This is a genomic window from Streptomyces sp. NPDC092370, assembly GCF_044755265.1.
Lineage (GTDB): Bacteria > Actinomycetota > Actinomycetes > Streptomycetales > Streptomycetaceae > Streptomyces.
Window position 1 is genome coordinate 886,440 of the sequence record NZ_JBIVQO010000002.1, and the last position, 14,955, is coordinate 901,394.

The 14,955-nt window shown below is 70.9% G+C and carries 11 protein-coding genes; 10 read left to right on the top strand and 1 reads right to left on the bottom strand.

Annotated features, from left to right (window positions below; all coding sequences use genetic code 11):
* Positions 1–46 precede the first annotated feature (46 nt).
* From ACIQHQ_RS10495 to ACIQHQ_RS10505, 3 genes are read left to right on the top strand one after another with little or no spacing between them, the layout of a single operon-like run.
* Positions 47–1,807 (top strand): DUF4357 domain-containing protein, encoded by a 1,761-nt coding sequence (locus tag ACIQHQ_RS10495; RefSeq protein ID WP_402611425.1) that lies wholly within the window; start codon positions 47–49, stop codon positions 1,805–1,807.
* Positions 1,804–3,060, top strand: a complete 1,257-nt coding sequence (locus ACIQHQ_RS10500) for an McrC family protein (RefSeq protein ID WP_402611427.1) — start codon at positions 1,804–1,806, stop codon at positions 3,058–3,060. The genes ACIQHQ_RS10495 and ACIQHQ_RS10500 overlap by 4 nt, the downstream gene beginning before the upstream one ends.
* Positions 3,060–5,195, top strand: a complete 2,136-nt coding sequence (locus ACIQHQ_RS10505) for a UvrD-helicase domain-containing protein (protein ID WP_402611429.1) — start codon at positions 3,060–3,062, stop codon at positions 5,193–5,195. Before ACIQHQ_RS10500 ends, ACIQHQ_RS10505 begins: the two co-directional genes overlap by 1 nt.
* Positions 5,196–5,210: 15 nt before the next feature.
* On the opposite strand, the gene ACIQHQ_RS10510 is transcribed toward ACIQHQ_RS10505, so the two are convergent.
* Entirely contained in the window at positions 5,211–6,866 is a 1,656-nt protein-coding gene (locus ACIQHQ_RS10510) for an N-6 DNA methylase (protein ID WP_402611431.1), read from the bottom strand.
* Positions 6,867–6,994: 128 nt separating this feature from the next.
* On the opposite strand from ACIQHQ_RS10510, the gene ACIQHQ_RS10515 reads away from it, so the two are divergent.
* The 7 genes from ACIQHQ_RS10515 to ACIQHQ_RS10545 all read left to right on the top strand — a co-directional run bounded on the left by ACIQHQ_RS10515 (position 6,995) and on the right by ACIQHQ_RS10545 (position 14,936).
* A complete protein-coding gene (locus ACIQHQ_RS10515) occupies positions 6,995–8,701 on the top strand; it encodes a TIGR04141 family sporadically distributed protein (protein WP_402611433.1) in 1,707 nt (568 codons plus the stop codon).
* 146 nt (positions 8,702–8,847) lie between these two features.
* Positions 8,848–9,393 carry a DUF488 family protein gene (locus tag ACIQHQ_RS10520; protein ID WP_402611435.1) on the top strand — a complete coding sequence of 182 codons (546 nt, stop codon included), beginning with the start codon at positions 8,848–8,850 and terminating at the stop codon, positions 9,391–9,393.
* A 254-nt stretch (positions 9,394–9,647) separates the two neighbouring features.
* Positions 9,648–11,114, top strand: coding sequence for a Y4yA family PLP-dependent enzyme (locus ACIQHQ_RS10525; protein ID WP_402611437.1), 1,467 nt, complete (start codon positions 9,648–9,650; stop codon positions 11,112–11,114).
* Complete coding sequence (locus ACIQHQ_RS10530; protein WP_402611438.1) at positions 11,111–12,430, top strand: pyridoxal-phosphate dependent enzyme; 1,320 nt, start codon at positions 11,111–11,113, stop codon at positions 12,428–12,430. Before ACIQHQ_RS10525 ends, ACIQHQ_RS10530 begins: the two co-directional genes overlap by 4 nt.
* Before the next feature lie 5 nt (positions 12,431–12,435).
* Entirely contained in the window at positions 12,436–13,632 is a 1,197-nt protein-coding gene (locus ACIQHQ_RS10535) for an aminotransferase class V-fold PLP-dependent enzyme (RefSeq protein WP_402611439.1), read from the top strand.
* 91 nt (positions 13,633–13,723) lie between these two features.
* Positions 13,724–14,488, top strand: coding sequence for a class I SAM-dependent methyltransferase (locus ACIQHQ_RS10540; protein ID WP_402611441.1), 765 nt, complete (start codon positions 13,724–13,726; stop codon positions 14,486–14,488).
* Positions 14,489–14,636: 148 nt separating this feature from the next.
* Positions 14,637–14,936 carry a hypothetical protein gene (locus ACIQHQ_RS10545; protein WP_402611443.1) on the top strand — a complete coding sequence of 100 codons (300 nt, stop codon included), beginning with the start codon at positions 14,637–14,639 and terminating at the stop codon, positions 14,934–14,936.
* The last annotated feature ends 19 nt before the right edge of the window (positions 14,937–14,955 follow it).

Sequence of the window (14,955 nt, forward strand, 5' to 3'; positions counted from 1 at the left end):
AAGCTCGGGGTGTCCGCGCAGACCTCGCCCTCCCGGAAGGTCACCCATGCCCCAGCCCGAACTCCTCCCCGGCACGCCCGAGTTCCGCATCAAGCTCCCCAAGGGCGGCGGTGAGGCGCGCGGGCACCTGCTCACCGAGTTCGGGGGCAACGGCACACACAAGTTCCTTCTGCGCGAGGGCTCGACGGTGGCCGCCGAGGCATGGCCGGGGCTCGGCGACCACGCCCGCCGGACCCGCGCGGAGCTTCGCGCGAGCGGCGGGCTCGTCGATGCCTCCGCCGACCGGTGGAGGGTGGCCCGGGACATCGAGTGCAACTCCTCCTCGGCCGCCGCCGCACTCGTGTACGGCTACGACGCCTCCGGCCCGGAGTCCTGGCGCACCGCCGAGGGCCATCCCCTCGCCGACTACCTGTCCACCGGCTGGCGTGCCCCGCGCAAGGCGTGGCTGGTGCGGGGATCCAATGTGTCGGGACACAATCTGGTGCGGCAGTCGTGGCTGCGGGAGGGCTTCGTCTCGCTCGCGGGCGCGCACCTGCCACCCCTGGAGGAGAACGACCCGACCAAAAGCACGCTGCGCCGCTTCGTGGAAGACGGGTACGAGGGGGCGGCCTCGTACAACCAGAAACGAGGTCTCGTCGACGAACTGCACGCCTTCCTGACGCAGATGCGCATCGGCGACACCGTGGCCACCATCAGCGATGGCCGGCTGCACATCGGCCGGATCACCGGCGATGCCGTGCAGACCTCGTCGCCGGGCAGGCTGTCCAATCTGCGCAGGGCCGTCGCCTGGTTCAAAAACAGCCATGCCTACGAGGAAGTGCCGGAGGAAGTGCAGCAGAAGCTGTCCGTCCAGCATGATGTGGTCGATCTGACCGTCGTTCTTGACGCATTGGACGAGCTCACCGGGCTGACGGATCTCACGGTCCCCGCGCCGAGCGGGGAACTGACTTTGCCGGACATCACCGGCGCACTCTCCGCCGACCTCCTCGTCCACGACCGTTCCTGGCTGGACGAGATACGGGAACTCCTTATCGATGAGCGGCAGTTGGTTCTCTACGGGCCACCGGGCACCGGCAAGACCTATCTGGCGATGAAGTTGGCCGAGTACTTCGGCGGCGGTCCGGAACAAGTCAAGATTGTGCAGTTCCACCCCTCGTACGCCTACGAGGACTTCTTCGAGGGGTTCCGGCCCGTGGAGGACCCCGAGACGCGGGAGGTGGCCTTCCGGCTGACGGCGGGCCCTCTGCGGGAGCTCGCCGATCTCGCCTCCCGCGAGGGCAACCGGCACGTCCCGCACTTCCTGATCATCGACGAGATCAACCGGGCCAACCTGGCGAAGGTCTTCGGTGAACTGTACTTCCTCCTGGAGTACCGGAAGAGGTCCGTCCGACTCACCTACTCCGGGGACGACTTCGCGCTGCCACCCAACCTCTTCGTGATCGGCACGATGAACACCGCCGACCGTTCGATCGCGTTGGTGGACGCGGCGATGCGGCGCCGCTTCGCGTTCGTGGAACTGTCCCCGCGCACCGAGCCGACCGCCGGGCTGCTCGCGCGCTGGCTGAAGCGGGAGGGCCGGGACCCGGAACCCGCACGCCTGCTCGACGCCCTCAACACCCGTGTCGGAGACGCCGACTTCGCCATCGGACCGTCGTACCTGATGAAGCCGGGCGTGTACCGCGACGGCGGCCTCGAACGGACCTGGCGCACGAAGATCCTGCCGCTCCTGGAGGAGCACCACTACGGCGAGGGCCTCGACGTCGCCGCCCGTTACGGCCTCGACTCGCTGCGCGAGCAGCGCCCGTGACCGTGTCCGTGGCCGACGTGACACTGCGCGAGTACGGGCCCGCAGTTTCCATCCCGTTGGGCGCCGCGGACGGGCGGGCCCTCGCCGCCGCGGGAATCCTGGAGAGCGCGACCCCCGATCCCGGCCGCGACGGGCACTGGCTATTGCGGGCAGGCAGCCGGGTCGGCGCCGTGCGCGCCCCCGGTGGTGCGGTCGTGCGGATCATGCCCAAGACCCCGGTTCGGCGGTTGTTCTTCCTCCTCGGGTTCAGCCTCGACCCGGCGCGCGCCTGGCGCGACAGCCGGGAGGGCACCGTCGACACCGGCGCTCACGACGACGTCGTCCCCGCTCTCGCGCACGCCGTGGAACGGCGAATCGACGCGGCGCTGCGGCAGGGCGTCCTCCAGGGCTACCGGGAGGTCGAGGAGTCATCGCTGGTCGTGCGCGGGAGGCTGCGTGAGACCGAGCAGATCCGGCGGCACTTCGGCCGTACGCCGCCGGCGGAGATCGTCTACGACGCGTACACCGCCGACACCGCCGAGAACCGCATCCTGCGGGCCGCAGCCGAGCGGCTGCTGCGGCTGCCGTGTGTCCCGGGTCCGGTCCGGCGGCGCCTCGCCCACCAGCGGGCACGGCTCGCCGATGCGCTGCCGCTGATACGCGGGCAGGAACCGCCGCTCTGGCAGCCGTCCCGCCTCAACGCCCGCTACCAGCCGGCCCTGCGGCTCGCCGAGGCCGTCCTGCGCGGCACCTCGCCGGAACACCGGCCGGCCGGGGCCTCCCCACTGGCTGTGGACGGCTTCCTGCTCGACATGAACAAGCTGTTCGAGGACTTCGTCACGGTCGCCCTGCGCGAGGCCCTCCGGGAACACGGCCTGACCGCGCGCCTCCAGGACTCTCACCACCTCGACCTCGCGGGTCTGGTACGGATGCGCCCCGACCTGGTCGTCCGCACCGGCGACGGACGTACTCCGCTTGCCGTCGTCGACGCCAAGTACAAGGTCGAGAAGGCCGACGGACTCCTCAACGCCGACCTGTACCAGGCGCTCGCGTACGCCACCGTGCTCGGTCTGCGCGAGGCGCATCTTGTGTACGCGGCCGGACGGCAGCCCGAGCGCTTACACGAGGTGCGGGGAACAGCTGCGGGACCGGACGGCCGGGCGATGCGGCTGTACCAGCACAGCCTCGATCTCTCCCGTGAACCAGAACAACTCCTGACAGCTCTCCGGGAGATCGCCGGACAACTGGCGTCCGGAAGAAAGGAAGCGGCCTGATGCCCCGGCTCGCCTTCGCCCAGAGTTTCTGGGACGGCTACGACACGTTGGAGAAGCCCGTCCGAGCGGGAGTGCGCAAGGCCATGGCGAAGTTCCAGGCCATGAGCGCCGCCGAGCTCAACGCGGACAAGGGACTGCACCTGGAGTGTGTGGAGAACGCCCGCGACCGGCGGATACGCACCATCCGCATCACCGACTTCTGGCGCGGCGTCGTCCTCGCGCCCGACGACGGCAGCGACATGTTCCTGCTGGTCAACGTCCTGCCGCACGACGACGCCTACACCTGGGCGGCGAAGCGCCTGTACAGCGCGAACTCCGCGACACGCGCCCTGGAAGTACGCGACGCCGTCGCCCTGGACGAGCTGACACCGCTGTACGAGACCGCCGCGCGCACGGCACCCCGGCTGCTGTTCGCGCACGTCTCCGACAGCACCCTGCGGGAACTCGGCATCGACGACCAGGTACTGCGCGCCGCACGGTCGTTGGTGGACAAGGCCCAGCTGGAGGCGTTTTCCACCCTCTTGCCGGAGGACCAGCTGGAGGTTCTCCAGTACCTCGCCGAAGGCTTCAGCCCGGAGGACGTCTACCGGGATGTCGTCGCCGTCCGCCGGCCCGCCGACGCGCCCGCCGAACCGGTCGAGGACCTGGCCACGGTCATCGCCAACACTCCCGCACGCATCCGCCTGGTCACCGGGCCGCGGGAGTTGGAGGAGATCCTGGAGAAGCCGTTCGAGGCCTGGCGGGTCTTCCTCCACCCCTCCCAGCGGCGCGTCGCCTACCGCACCTCGTACGGCGGTCCCGTCCAGGTCACCGGCGGCCCCGGGACGGGCAAGACGGTGGTCGCCCTGCACCGGGTCAAGCACCTGCTCGGTCGTTCCGAGGACGGCCGCATCCTGCTCACCACCTACACGAACGCGCTCGCCGCCGGACTGCGCGACATGCTCGGGCTGCTCCTCGAGGAGGACGAGAAGCTGCTGGCTCGGGTCGACGTAACGACGGTCGACGCGTGTGCCCATGGCATCGTGCGCATGAGGTCGGCTGCCGTGCCCAAGCCGATCGGGGACCGGGAGCAGCGGCAGCTGTGGGAGAAGACGGTCAAGCAGCTCGATCTGCCGTTCACCGCCCAGTTCATGGCTCAGGAGTACCGGCACGTCGTACTCGGCCAGAACCTCCGCGACCTGGACGCCTACCTCGGTGCGAGCCGCCGCGGCCGCGGCACCGGTCTCGGCCCCACGCGCCGGCGCGTGGTGTGGAGTGGCGTGCAGCGGTTCGAACAGCTCCTGCGTGACCGCGGCGAGACCACACACCTGCGCGTATGCGCCCGCGCGGCGGAACTCCTCGGCGACGAGCCGGCTCCGTACGCCCACGTGGTCGTCGACGAGGCACAGGACCTGCACCCCGCCCAGTGGCGGGTGCTGCGCGCCGCCGTCGCCCCCGGCCCCGACGACCTGTTCGCCACCGGAGACCCACACCAGCGGATCTACGACTCCCGGGTCTCGCTCGGCTCCCTGGGCATCGTGACGGCCGGCCGCAGCTTCCGGTTGCGCCTCAACTACCGCTCCACCGAGGAGATCCTCGCCTGGTCTGCGCGGCTGCTGGCACCCGTCACCGTCGACGCCCTCGAAGGCGAGGGGACGGACTCGCTGGCCGGGTACCGCTCACTGCTGCACGGACGCCATCCCCAGGTGCAGGGATACGCGACCCGGCAGGAGGAGACCGAGGCGCTGGTGGACCGGGTCCGGGCGTTGCTCACCGAAGGCCTGGCACCGCACGAGGTCGGCGTGTGCGCACGGTTCAACCTCTCGCTGGACACCGCCGAGGAGAAACTGAGGGCCGCCGGCATCCCCGTGCTACGGGTCCGAGGGCAGGTCACGCAGGGGGTCGAAGGGGTACGGCTGGCGACGATGCACGCGATGAAGGGGCTGGAGTTTCGGGCGGTGTCCGTCCTCGGTGTCAGCGAGGGCACCGTTCCGTTCGCCCGGGAGATCACACCACGTGAGGCGGACCCGCTGCAGCACGACGCCGATCTGTTACGGGAGCGCTGCCTGCTCTTCGTCGCCTGCACCCGGGCTCGCGAGGCGCTCAGCGTGACGTGGAGTGGAGCAGCGAGTCCGTTTCTGCCGCACGCCGCCTGACCGGCTGCCCGGTCCTCACTCCTGAGGAGCCAGGGCCCCCGTGGCGAGGCCGTCCCGGGCGACCTCGGCGAGCTGCCGGCTCAGCTCGTCAACCTTGCGCAGCCCTTCCTCGAACGCGGACAGCGCCCGGAACGCGGAGCCGTACCGGCGCTGCTCCTCGATGTCCATGCGGGGGATGCGCGAGCCCCGGGCGTCGAAACGGTAGGTCCCACTCGCGCTGGTGGAGCGGCGTGTGTTGCCGGAACTGCGCAGGAAACCCTGCAGATAGTCCGTGTCGAGCTGCTCGCTGGCCGAGACCGGTTCCGGGCCGTCGTACTCCACGAGTCCCGCGCGGGCGAGATCCGCGACGCTCGTGGTGGCACCGTCCAGCGAGCCCGGTCCGCCGCCGGGAGCGAGCTCGGGCAGGTAGGCGGCCAGTCGGCGCACCTGCTCCTGCAACTGCTTGCGCAGGGCCTCGTACTCACCGGGGTAGTCGCGGTGCCGGGACCGCAGGTGACTGCCGGGGGTCAGGTCGACGGTGTCGTCGAGGAGCTCGATCAGCGGCACGTCCACGGTCTGGTCGGGCCTGGGATCCAAGTCATCGTCGGGGCTGTTGTCGGTCAGGTCGACCATACGCACGGTGTGGTGGGTGTCCGCACCCGAGATGTTCTCGGGACGCCGTAGACACCACAGATGGACGGGCAGGGAGTGCGAGGTCGCCGTCCCCGGCGGCAGGGCGACCACCTGGTGCACGATGCCCCGGCGTACGAGTTCCGACCGTATGCGGCGGCCCGCCTTTCGGTAGGCGACCGAAGCCGGCATGACCATGAGGACCTGGCCGCCCGGCGCGGTGTGCGCGTACGCGTGCTGGAGCCAGGCGAGTTCGCCTTCGGCCTTGGACGGGGTGCCGAGTTCCCAGCGGGAGTCGAGCAGCAGTTGCTCCCTCCCCCACTCCGTCACACCGGCCGGAGGGTCACAGACGATCAGATCCGCCTTGAGGTCCGGCCATGCGTCCGCGCGCAGCGAGTCCCCCGCCACGACGCGAACCTCGGAGCGGCCCATGAGGCTGGCACGCAGCTGGGCGAAACGGGCGCTGTCGGCATCCATCTCCTGGCCACGGCAACGCGTTCCCGTCTCGGAGGCGACCGACAGAAGCAGCACCCCGATACCGCAGGCGGGATCGAAGACTGTGCCACCAGCCGGCAGCGCGGGGGCGAAGTGACACACAGCCCGCACCACACGCTCGGACGTCACCTGGTCGGATCCCGCACGTCGGGCGGAGTCCATGAACCGGTCAGTAAGTCCGTTTACGAGATCGACGGGTGCCTCGGTCTCGGCGAGCTGCCGTAGGCGGGCAGCGACGTCGTCCGGCAGAGTCGGTTCGGACTCCCCGGCCAGCGCGGCGGCGACCGCGGCCAGGCCCGCGACCATCTGATCCCCGTAAGCGGTCCGTAGGGCCTGCCACAACTCGACCTCGGGCGAGACCTCCTGGCCTTTGCGTTGCCTGTCCAGCCAGTCCTGGACTTCGGTGAGCGCGTAGAGCGGACTGTTGACGCCACCCCCCGCCGGTGTGGGGAAGTCGTCGTAGCGGCGGCGCCAGTTGGAGACAGCGGCCCGGGTGACCCCGGCCAGCCGAGCGATCTCCGCCCCGGTGACAAGCGGGCCGACCGATGAAGCGGCGTTGTCCGTCATGACCCCCAGCGTACACGGAACACCACAGACCTTCCAGAGCGAAGTCCGTTGACAACGTACACGGGATGGTGGGAATCTCTCTCGTGTACTCGAAGCTCTCGTGAACCACAGCGCCCAGGAGGCACCCCATGGCGTCGCACACCGCCGTACGCACCGTCTACCGGCTGTCCGACGTCGCCCCCACCCAGGACGCCATGCTGGACGCCCTCGACGCCGAACTTCTGGACAGGCTCGGCGCCGAGCCCCACGCACCCGAGGCGCTCGGGGTCCCTGCCGTGTACGTCACCTGTGCAATGGAGCGCACCGAGGCCCCCTGGTGCGCACCCATGGCCCGCACCACCGGCATCAACGTCACCGAAGGCGTCCGGCGCACCGCCGCCGTACTCCTGCTCGCCGTCGACGGCACGGTGTACGCCATCGGCTGTGACCAGGGATACCGGCTGATTCCCGACCACCTCAAGGACAAGCGCTTCGGTCTCTCCTTCGCCGTCCGGCAGATGGATCCGAACCTGATCCGTGGCGCGGTCTCCCGGTCTCTCGGGCAGACACGCACCGACATCTCCCTGGTGCCGGGCGGCGCCCCGGTCCCGCTGCTCGGCATCCGCGACCACTCGCGCATTGTGCGCAGCCTTGGCGGCTACCTCGACGAACTGCCGCTCACCCGGTCGCGGTACACGCGCGGAAGGGCCGTCAGCGCCCAGGGCGGGTGCGGACTGAGGATCGCCCTCGGGATCGAACCCGAGGCCCTGCTCTCCGACCTGCGGGCCATCGCCAGAATCTGCCGCGAGGACATCCCGCACCAGGAACTGGAATTCGTCGACCACATCGCGCCGGTCGAGGACACGGCTACTCTCGACGTTCTCGATCAGGCTTTGGACGACCTCCTCGGCCGTCCCGCCGACGGACGGATCTCCGTCTCTGTGCCGTCCGAACACCATGCCGCGTACACGGAGGCGACCACTTACGTGACGCGGATCAACAGCCCCGGCGCCCTGCGCTCGGACGACTTCGACCCCGACTACGTCCTCACCCGGGCGCGGCTCACACCGCCCGGCGAGCGTCTCAGGGCGTTGCGCGAGGGAACCGTGACCCTCGCCCGGGACCGCCGGGCCGGGGTGGCCGACACGCTCGCCGTCACCAGTGCGCTGACGTGGCTGGAGGCCGCTGTCTCCGTGGGCTCCGGACGCTACTTCCTCATGGACGGTGAGTGGTACGAGGCCGGGTCCGCCTACGTGGACGAGTGCCGGGCGGCCGTGGCGGCGCTGTTCTCGCCGTCGCCCTCCGTCTGCCTCCCCGCCTGGATCGACGGTGAGTCCGAGAACGCCTACAACAACAGGGTGGCCGACGAGGAACGGCCCGACTGGCTCTGCCTCGACACCAAGAACGTCACCAATCCTCTCCGGCCGCGGGACCAGGTCGAGATCTGCGACCTGCTCATGCCCGACGGCACGCTCGTCCTCGTCAAGCGCGCGGGCGGTTCCGGGCCGCTGAGTCACCTGTTCAACCAGGCCAGGGTGGCGGTGGAACTGCTCCAGGAGTCCGCCCAGGTCCGTGCGGAGTTCACCGCGAAGGTCGCCCGGCTCAGCCGGGGTGAACTCGTACTCCCGGACGACTTCACGCCCAAAAGGATCGTCCTTGCCATGCTGCTCAAGAACCGCGAGAACCTGACTCCGGACTCCGTCTTTGGTTTTTCCCAGATCACCATCGCTCAGACCGCGAAGGCCCTGGCAGCACGAGGGGTGACTGTCGAGGTCATCGGAATTCCGGCGAGCGGGGCAACTGCGCTCTCGCTGTCGGCGCATAACGTGGGGGTCCGGGTGGCACTCCTCGGCTGAGAGTCTGCGACACCGATTCGCTCTCGTTTCCGTCCACGTCGGGAAAGCCGCATGGGACGTCGCAGGGCCAAGTGGCCTCTTCCTCAACATCTGAGAGTGAGCGCGCCCTCGGGTGTGGGCTCACGGAAACGGGAAAGTCCGTTTCTGTGGACGCGCCTGTGCTGACCTTCGGCCACAGCACCGCCGGGCGGGACCGGATCACCGAGCTGCTGCGTGCCGCCGGCGTTGTGGCGGTCGTGGACGTGCGGACCGCTCCCGGCAGCCGCCGTGATCCCGATCTGCTGCGGGAGCGGCTCGCCGAGTGGCTGCCGGGTGCCGGCATCGCCTACCGGTGGGAACCCGGCCTCGGCGGGTTCCGCCCGCTGCCCGCAGACAGCCCGGACGTCGTCTGGCGCAACGCGTCCTTCCGCGGGTACGCCGCCCACACCCGCTCCCCCGAGTTCCTCGCCGCCATGGACCGGGTGCTGCGGCAGGCGGGGCACGTGCGCACCGCCGTGATGTGCAGCGAGGCGGTCTGGTGGCGCTGCCACCGCCGTCTGATCGCCGACTTCGCGGTGCTCGCCCGCGGTGTACCCGCCCTGCACCTCATGCACGACGGGCGTCTGAGCGCCCACACGCCGACACCGGGAGCCCGTCTGCGTGACGACGGACTCCTCGTGTACGACGCCCCCACTGGGCCGGCCCGGGGCTGAGCCGTCAGCACGGCGGCTTGTTCACCGCCGTGACGGTCGTGGCCCCGAAGTCGGCCACCTGGGCGTGCTGGAACACGCCTGCCCGGCGCGCGCCCCCCCCGGCCCGTGATCCGCTTCACACCGGCGAGAGAACAGGTCCGGGTCGTACAGGGCGTAAAGCGACCGAAGAATGGATAGGGGCTATACGGCGAAACGCGGGGAGTGTCCGACGTGCCCGGATGCCGGGTGCGGCGGCCTCAGGAGGGGGAGCGCGCATGGACGGCCGGCCCATGTATCTCGAACCGCGACTGGAATCACGGCTGAGGTCGCTCGTGGCGGCGCACGGCACACTGCACTCCCTCACCGACGCCCTCGGCTCACCTCTGCACGTCGTGGTGCCGGACCAGATCGCCGAGAACCTGGAGCGGTTCCGGTCGGTGTACCGGGCGCATCACCTGTCAGGGCAGGTCTTCTACGCCCACAAGGCCAACCGGTCCAGTGCGCTGCTGCGGCGGCTCGCCGCGACGGACGCGGGCGTGGACGTCGCGTCGCTGGGCGAGTTGCAGCACGCCCTGGGTGCCGGGTTCGGTGCCGACCGGATCACGGCCACGGGGCCGAAGAACCCCGAGTTCCTGTGGCTGGCGGCGCGTACGGGCGTCACGGTGAGCGTCGACGCCGCCCCCGAGCTGGACCAGCTCGCCGCCCTGGTGCGCAAGCACGCGCTCGCCCCGGTGCCGGTGCTGCTGCGGCTGTCGGGCTTTCAGACGTCGGGCGTGAAGGTGCTGAGCCGGCGCAGCCGCTTCGGCACGCCCGTACGGGAGTTGGAGCCGCTGCTGGAGGCGGTCGAGCGGCATGGTGACGCCGTCGAGGCGACGGGGGTGGCCTTCCATCTGGACACCACGAGTGTCGCGGAGAAGGCGACCGCCCTCGAAGGGAGCCTGGCCGCCCTGGAGTTGTGCCGGAGCCGGGGGTTGCGGCCCCGGGCCGTGGACGTCGGCGGCGGGTTCGGCATCAGCTATCTCGCCGAGCGGGAGCAGTGGGAGGCGTACACCAGCGAGCTCACCACCGCCGTCCTCGGCCGGCGCCCGCCCCTGACGTGGGGCGGGCACGGCTACGGGCTGCGCAACGAGTCGGGCACCCTGCGCGGCGCGCTCGGTCTCTACCCGGCCCACCGGTCCGTCGCGGGCGCGGCCTACCTGGACGAGCTGCTGGCCCAGCCCGCCGCCTCGCTGGGCGGCCGCCCGCTGGCCGCGCTGCTGCTGGAGCACCTGTACGACCTGCACGTCGAACCCGGCCGGGCGCTGCTGGACCAGTGCGGGATCTCGCTGGCGCGGGTCCTGGAGGTCCGCACCCAGCAGGCCGGTGGGGAACTGCTCGTTCGGCTGGCCGCCAAGGCGGACGACATCGCCCTGGAGGACCACGGAGTGCTGATGGACCCGGTCGTCGTCCCCAGAAACGGAGCCGGACCGGGTGAGGGACCCGTCGCGGTGCACCTCTTCGGCAGCCTCTGCCTGGAGAGCGACCTGATCACCCGGCGCACGGTGTTCCTGCCGCGCCGCCCGGAACCCGGTGATCTGCTGGCCTTCGCCAACACCGCGGGCTACGCCATGGACTTCCACGCCACACGCGCCCAGCACCAGCCCGCCGCCCGCAAGGTCGCCGCCTGGCAGGACGGCGACGCCTGGCGCTGGTGCCTCGACGACCAGTTCTGGCCGATCACGCCCTCGGGGGGAGTCCAGTGAGGTACGACAGCATCACCGAGGCGATCGGCAACACCCCGCTGGTGCGGATCGACCCGGCCGTGCACGGTCTGCGCCACATCGACCTGTACGCCAAGCTGGAGATGCTCAATCCGTTCGGCTCGGTCAAGGACCGGGCCGCCTGGAGCATGGCGGGGCCCCTGCTGGCCGAGGCGGTCGAACACGGCAGCCAGGTGGTCGAGTTGTCCAGCGGCAACACGGCCAAGGCCCTGGCGGTCATCGCGGGCATGCACGGCCTGGGCTTCAAGAGCGTCACCAACCGCATGCGGGTCCCGGAGATCAAGGACCTCCTGCTGCTGCTCGGCGCGGAGATCGAGGAGCTGCCGGGGCAGAGCGAGTGTCTCGACCCGACCGCCACGGACGACCCGCTGACCCTGTTTCACCGCACGCTGTCCGCGTCCGGCAGCGCCTATCTGCACACCGACCAGTACTTCAATCCGCGCAACACCGATGCCCATCTCACCGGCACCGGGCCGGAGATCGTCAAGGACCTGGACGGCCGTGTCCCGGACTGGTTCGTCGCCTGTGTGGGCACCGCGGGTTCCTCCACGGGTGTGGCCCGCGCCCTGCGGGAGGAGGACCCGTCGGTGCGGGTGGTGGGGCTGGTCGCGGCCAAGTCCGACTTCATTCCGGGGATCCGCACCATCGACGAGGTGCAGGAGGTCGGCCTGTTCGACCCGGAGACGTACGACACGATGGAGTCGGTGAGCGCCGACGAGGCGATCGAGGGCATGCTGACCCTGAACCGCCGCTGCGGCATCCTCGGTGGGCCGACCGGAGGTGCGGCCTACTTCGGCGCCGTCCGGCATCTGCGCGCGGTGGACGAGGAACTGACCGAGCGCCGGACGGCGGTGTTCATCGTCTGTGACCGGGTGGAGAGTTATCTGAGCTACGTCCGGCAGCGGCGCCCCGATCTGCTGGGCCGGCCGCCCCGGAAGAACTCGCCTGCCGATCTGTCGGACGCCGAGGTCGGCAACGCGCCGTCGATCGGCGTGGCCGAGGCCCGGCGCTGGATCGACACCGACGGGCCGCTGGTGGTCGACCTGCGCAGCCCGTTCGCGTACGCGGCACTGCACATCGACGGGTCGGTGAACATCGTCGACGAGCTGTTCGCCGAACTCCTCCAGGGCGGGGTGCCGTTCAGCCGGCGCCGGCCGGTGCTGCTGGCCTGCCCGGTGGGTGAGCAGTCCGCGCGGTACGCGGCGTTGCTGACCCGGATGGGCCACCCGGACGTGCGCAGTCTGGCCGGCGGCATCATCGCCTGGCGGGACGCGGGCGCGCCCCTGGTGCGGGACTGACCGGCATGACCGCGCCGATCACCCGCGAGGAGCTGGGCCCGTGGCAGCGGGCGCTGCGCGCCGAGTTCCCCATCGTCACCGGGCACCCCGAGCTGGCGTACCTGGACAGCGCGGCCACGGCGCAGAAGCCGCAGGCCGTGCTGGACGCCGTCCAGAGGTATCTGACCACGTCCAACGCCAACTCCGCGCGCGGCACCTACACCTGGGCCAACCGGACCACGGAGCTGGTGGAGCGGACCCGCGAGCGGGTCGCCCGGTTCCTCGGAGACCCCCGGCCGGAGCGCTCCGCCGTGCACTTCACCAGCGGCACCACCGAGGGGCTGCGGACCGTCGCCCGCGACTGGCTGCCGGGCTTCCTGCGCGACGGCGACGAGATCGTGGTGCCGGACGCCGACCACCAGGCCAACATCACGCCCTGGCTGGAGACCCGGCGGCTGCTCGCCCGGGAGGGCGTGCACGTCCGGGTGGTGCCGATGCCGTACCAGAGCGGCTCCGGGGACTACGACCACCGGGCGCTGGCGGAACGGGCCGGGCCGCGCACCCGGTTCGTCGCCACCACCCATGTGCACCACGTCTACGGCGGCGACATGAACGTGCAGCGCATCCGGCAGGCCGTCGGCCCGGACGCGGTCATCTGCCTGGACGCCGCGCAGAGTGTCGGGCATCTGCCGGTCTCCGTGGATGAGCTGGACGTGGACTTCGTCGTCTTCTCCGGGCACAAGGCGCTGGCCCTGCCCGGTTCCGGGGCCGTGTGGGCCCGGCAGGCGCGCGGCCCGGCGTTCGTGCCCGGCGGGTGGAGCGGCACGCCGAACACCGTGGGCATCGCCTCGCTCGAAGCGGCCCTGGACTGGCTGGACGCGGCCGGCGTCGATCGCATCGAGCGCTGGACGGCCGACCTGGCGACCCGGCTCACCGACGGGCTGCGCCGGCTGGACGCCTACGAGATCCTCGGCTGCCCGCTCAGCCTGGCCGCCGACACGGCCGTGCAGCGCCGCCAGGGCATCGTGACGCTGCGGCACCGTGCCATCGACTCGGGCGACCTGGGGTTCATCCTGTTCAGCCACGGGTTCATGGTCCGCTCCGACCATCACTGCCAGGGCGACGCGGGCGAGAAGACCGGTTCGGTGCGGGTGAGTCTGCATGTGTACAACACGGTTGAGGAGATCGACCGGCTGCTGTCCGTTCTCACTTCACTCCCGTGACACGACCGGCTATGCGTAATGGGAACCGTTTCCACCTGTAGGCTCGGACCGGCAACGGGTCAGGTGCGAGACGGCAAGGTGGCGCGACCGGATGGGGCTGAGTCTGGCGACGGCGGAGCGTTGGGTGGAGCGCTGGGAGCTCCAGCAGCAGCGGTACGCGGTGGACCGCGAGGAGCGGTTCACGGTGATCGCCGATGTCGTCGAGCACGTCACGGCGGGGTGCACGGCCCCGCCCCTCGTCGTCGACCTGGGCTGCGGGCCCGGCTCGCTGGCGGCGCGGCTGATCCGGCGGCTGCCCGACGCCGAGATCGTGGCCGTGGACCGGGATCCCCTCCTGCTGGAGCTGGGCCGCACCCACCATCCGGACGCGGCCCGCTACGTCGACGCGGAGATCGGTGCGCCCGGCTGGGTGTGGACCCTGGATCTGGACCGGCCCCTGGACGCGGCGGTCTCCACGACGGCCCTGCACTACCTCGACCGCGACACCCTGCTCGGCACCTACCGCCAGCTCGCCGGACTGCTGCGACCCGGGGGCGTCCTGGTCAACGGCGACCACCTCCCCCAGGGCGAGGCGGGCCCGGCCGGGATCGCCACCCATGTCGGGCGGTGCCGGGCGGACCGGCAGCGGGTGTTCACCCATGAGGACTGGAGCTCCTGGTGGGCCGCCGTCGCCGACGACCCGGAGCTGCGCGACCTCCTCGCCGAGCGCCGCCGCCGCGCGGACCCCCCCGGCACCGGCCGCCCCGCCGAACTCCCCCTCCCCGCCCACCTGGAGCTGCTTCGGCAGGCCGGCTTCGCCAAGGCCGGGCCGGTGTGGCAGTACGGCGACAGCTGCGTGATCGTGGCGGTGCGCTAGGGGGCGGTTCACCCGTACGCCCGCGTCCGGTGGCGTCGGGTGGTGGGCGCCCCGAGAATACATGCAGCAATCGCTATATGTTAATGTCGCCATGTCGGCCGGGCCCCGGCACCACGGGCGGCCACCAGCACATGCGAGGAGCACCACCATGACCACCGCCGAGCACATCACCCACGAGGACCACGCGCACGCCCACGGCGACGACTGCGGCCACCTGTCCTTCCCTCACGGCGACCACATCGACTACGCCCACGACGGCCACATCCACCGGACGCACGAGGGCCACACCGACGAGTGCGCGAACAGCGGCCACGCGGTGCACAAGAACCACGACCACCAGCACGGCGACGACTGCGGCCACTTGGCCGTGCGGCACGGCGACCACACGGACTACGTGCACGACGGCCACCGCCACGCCGCCCACGAGGGACACTGGGACGACCACTGACGGGAGCCGTCTCCGGCGA

What these genes read in the sequence shown, in the direction of transcription:
- ACIQHQ_RS10495 (WP_402611425.1), top strand. Translation starts at nt 47, where the DNA reads ATGCCCCAGCCCGAACTCCTCCCCGGCACGCCCGAGTTCCGCATCAAG.
- ACIQHQ_RS10505 (WP_402611429.1), top strand. Translation starts at nt 3,060, where the DNA reads ATGCCCCGGCTCGCCTTCGCCCAGAGTTTCTGGGACGGCTACGACACG.
- ACIQHQ_RS10510 (WP_402611431.1), bottom strand. Translation starts at nt 6,866, where the DNA reads ATGACGGACAACGCCGCTTCATCGGTCGGCCCGCTTGTCACCGGGGCG.
- ACIQHQ_RS10515 (WP_402611433.1), top strand. Translation starts at nt 6,995, where the DNA reads ATGGCGTCGCACACCGCCGTACGCACCGTCTACCGGCTGTCCGACGTC.
- ACIQHQ_RS10525 (WP_402611437.1), top strand. Translation starts at nt 9,648, where the DNA reads ATGGACGGCCGGCCCATGTATCTCGAACCGCGACTGGAATCACGGCTG.
- ACIQHQ_RS10535 (WP_402611439.1), top strand. Translation starts at nt 12,436, where the DNA reads ATGACCGCGCCGATCACCCGCGAGGAGCTGGGCCCGTGGCAGCGGGCG.
- ACIQHQ_RS10540 (WP_402611441.1), top strand. Translation starts at nt 13,724, where the DNA reads ATGGGGCTGAGTCTGGCGACGGCGGAGCGTTGGGTGGAGCGCTGGGAG.
- ACIQHQ_RS10545 (WP_402611443.1), top strand. Translation starts at nt 14,637, where the DNA reads ATGACCACCGCCGAGCACATCACCCACGAGGACCACGCGCACGCCCAC.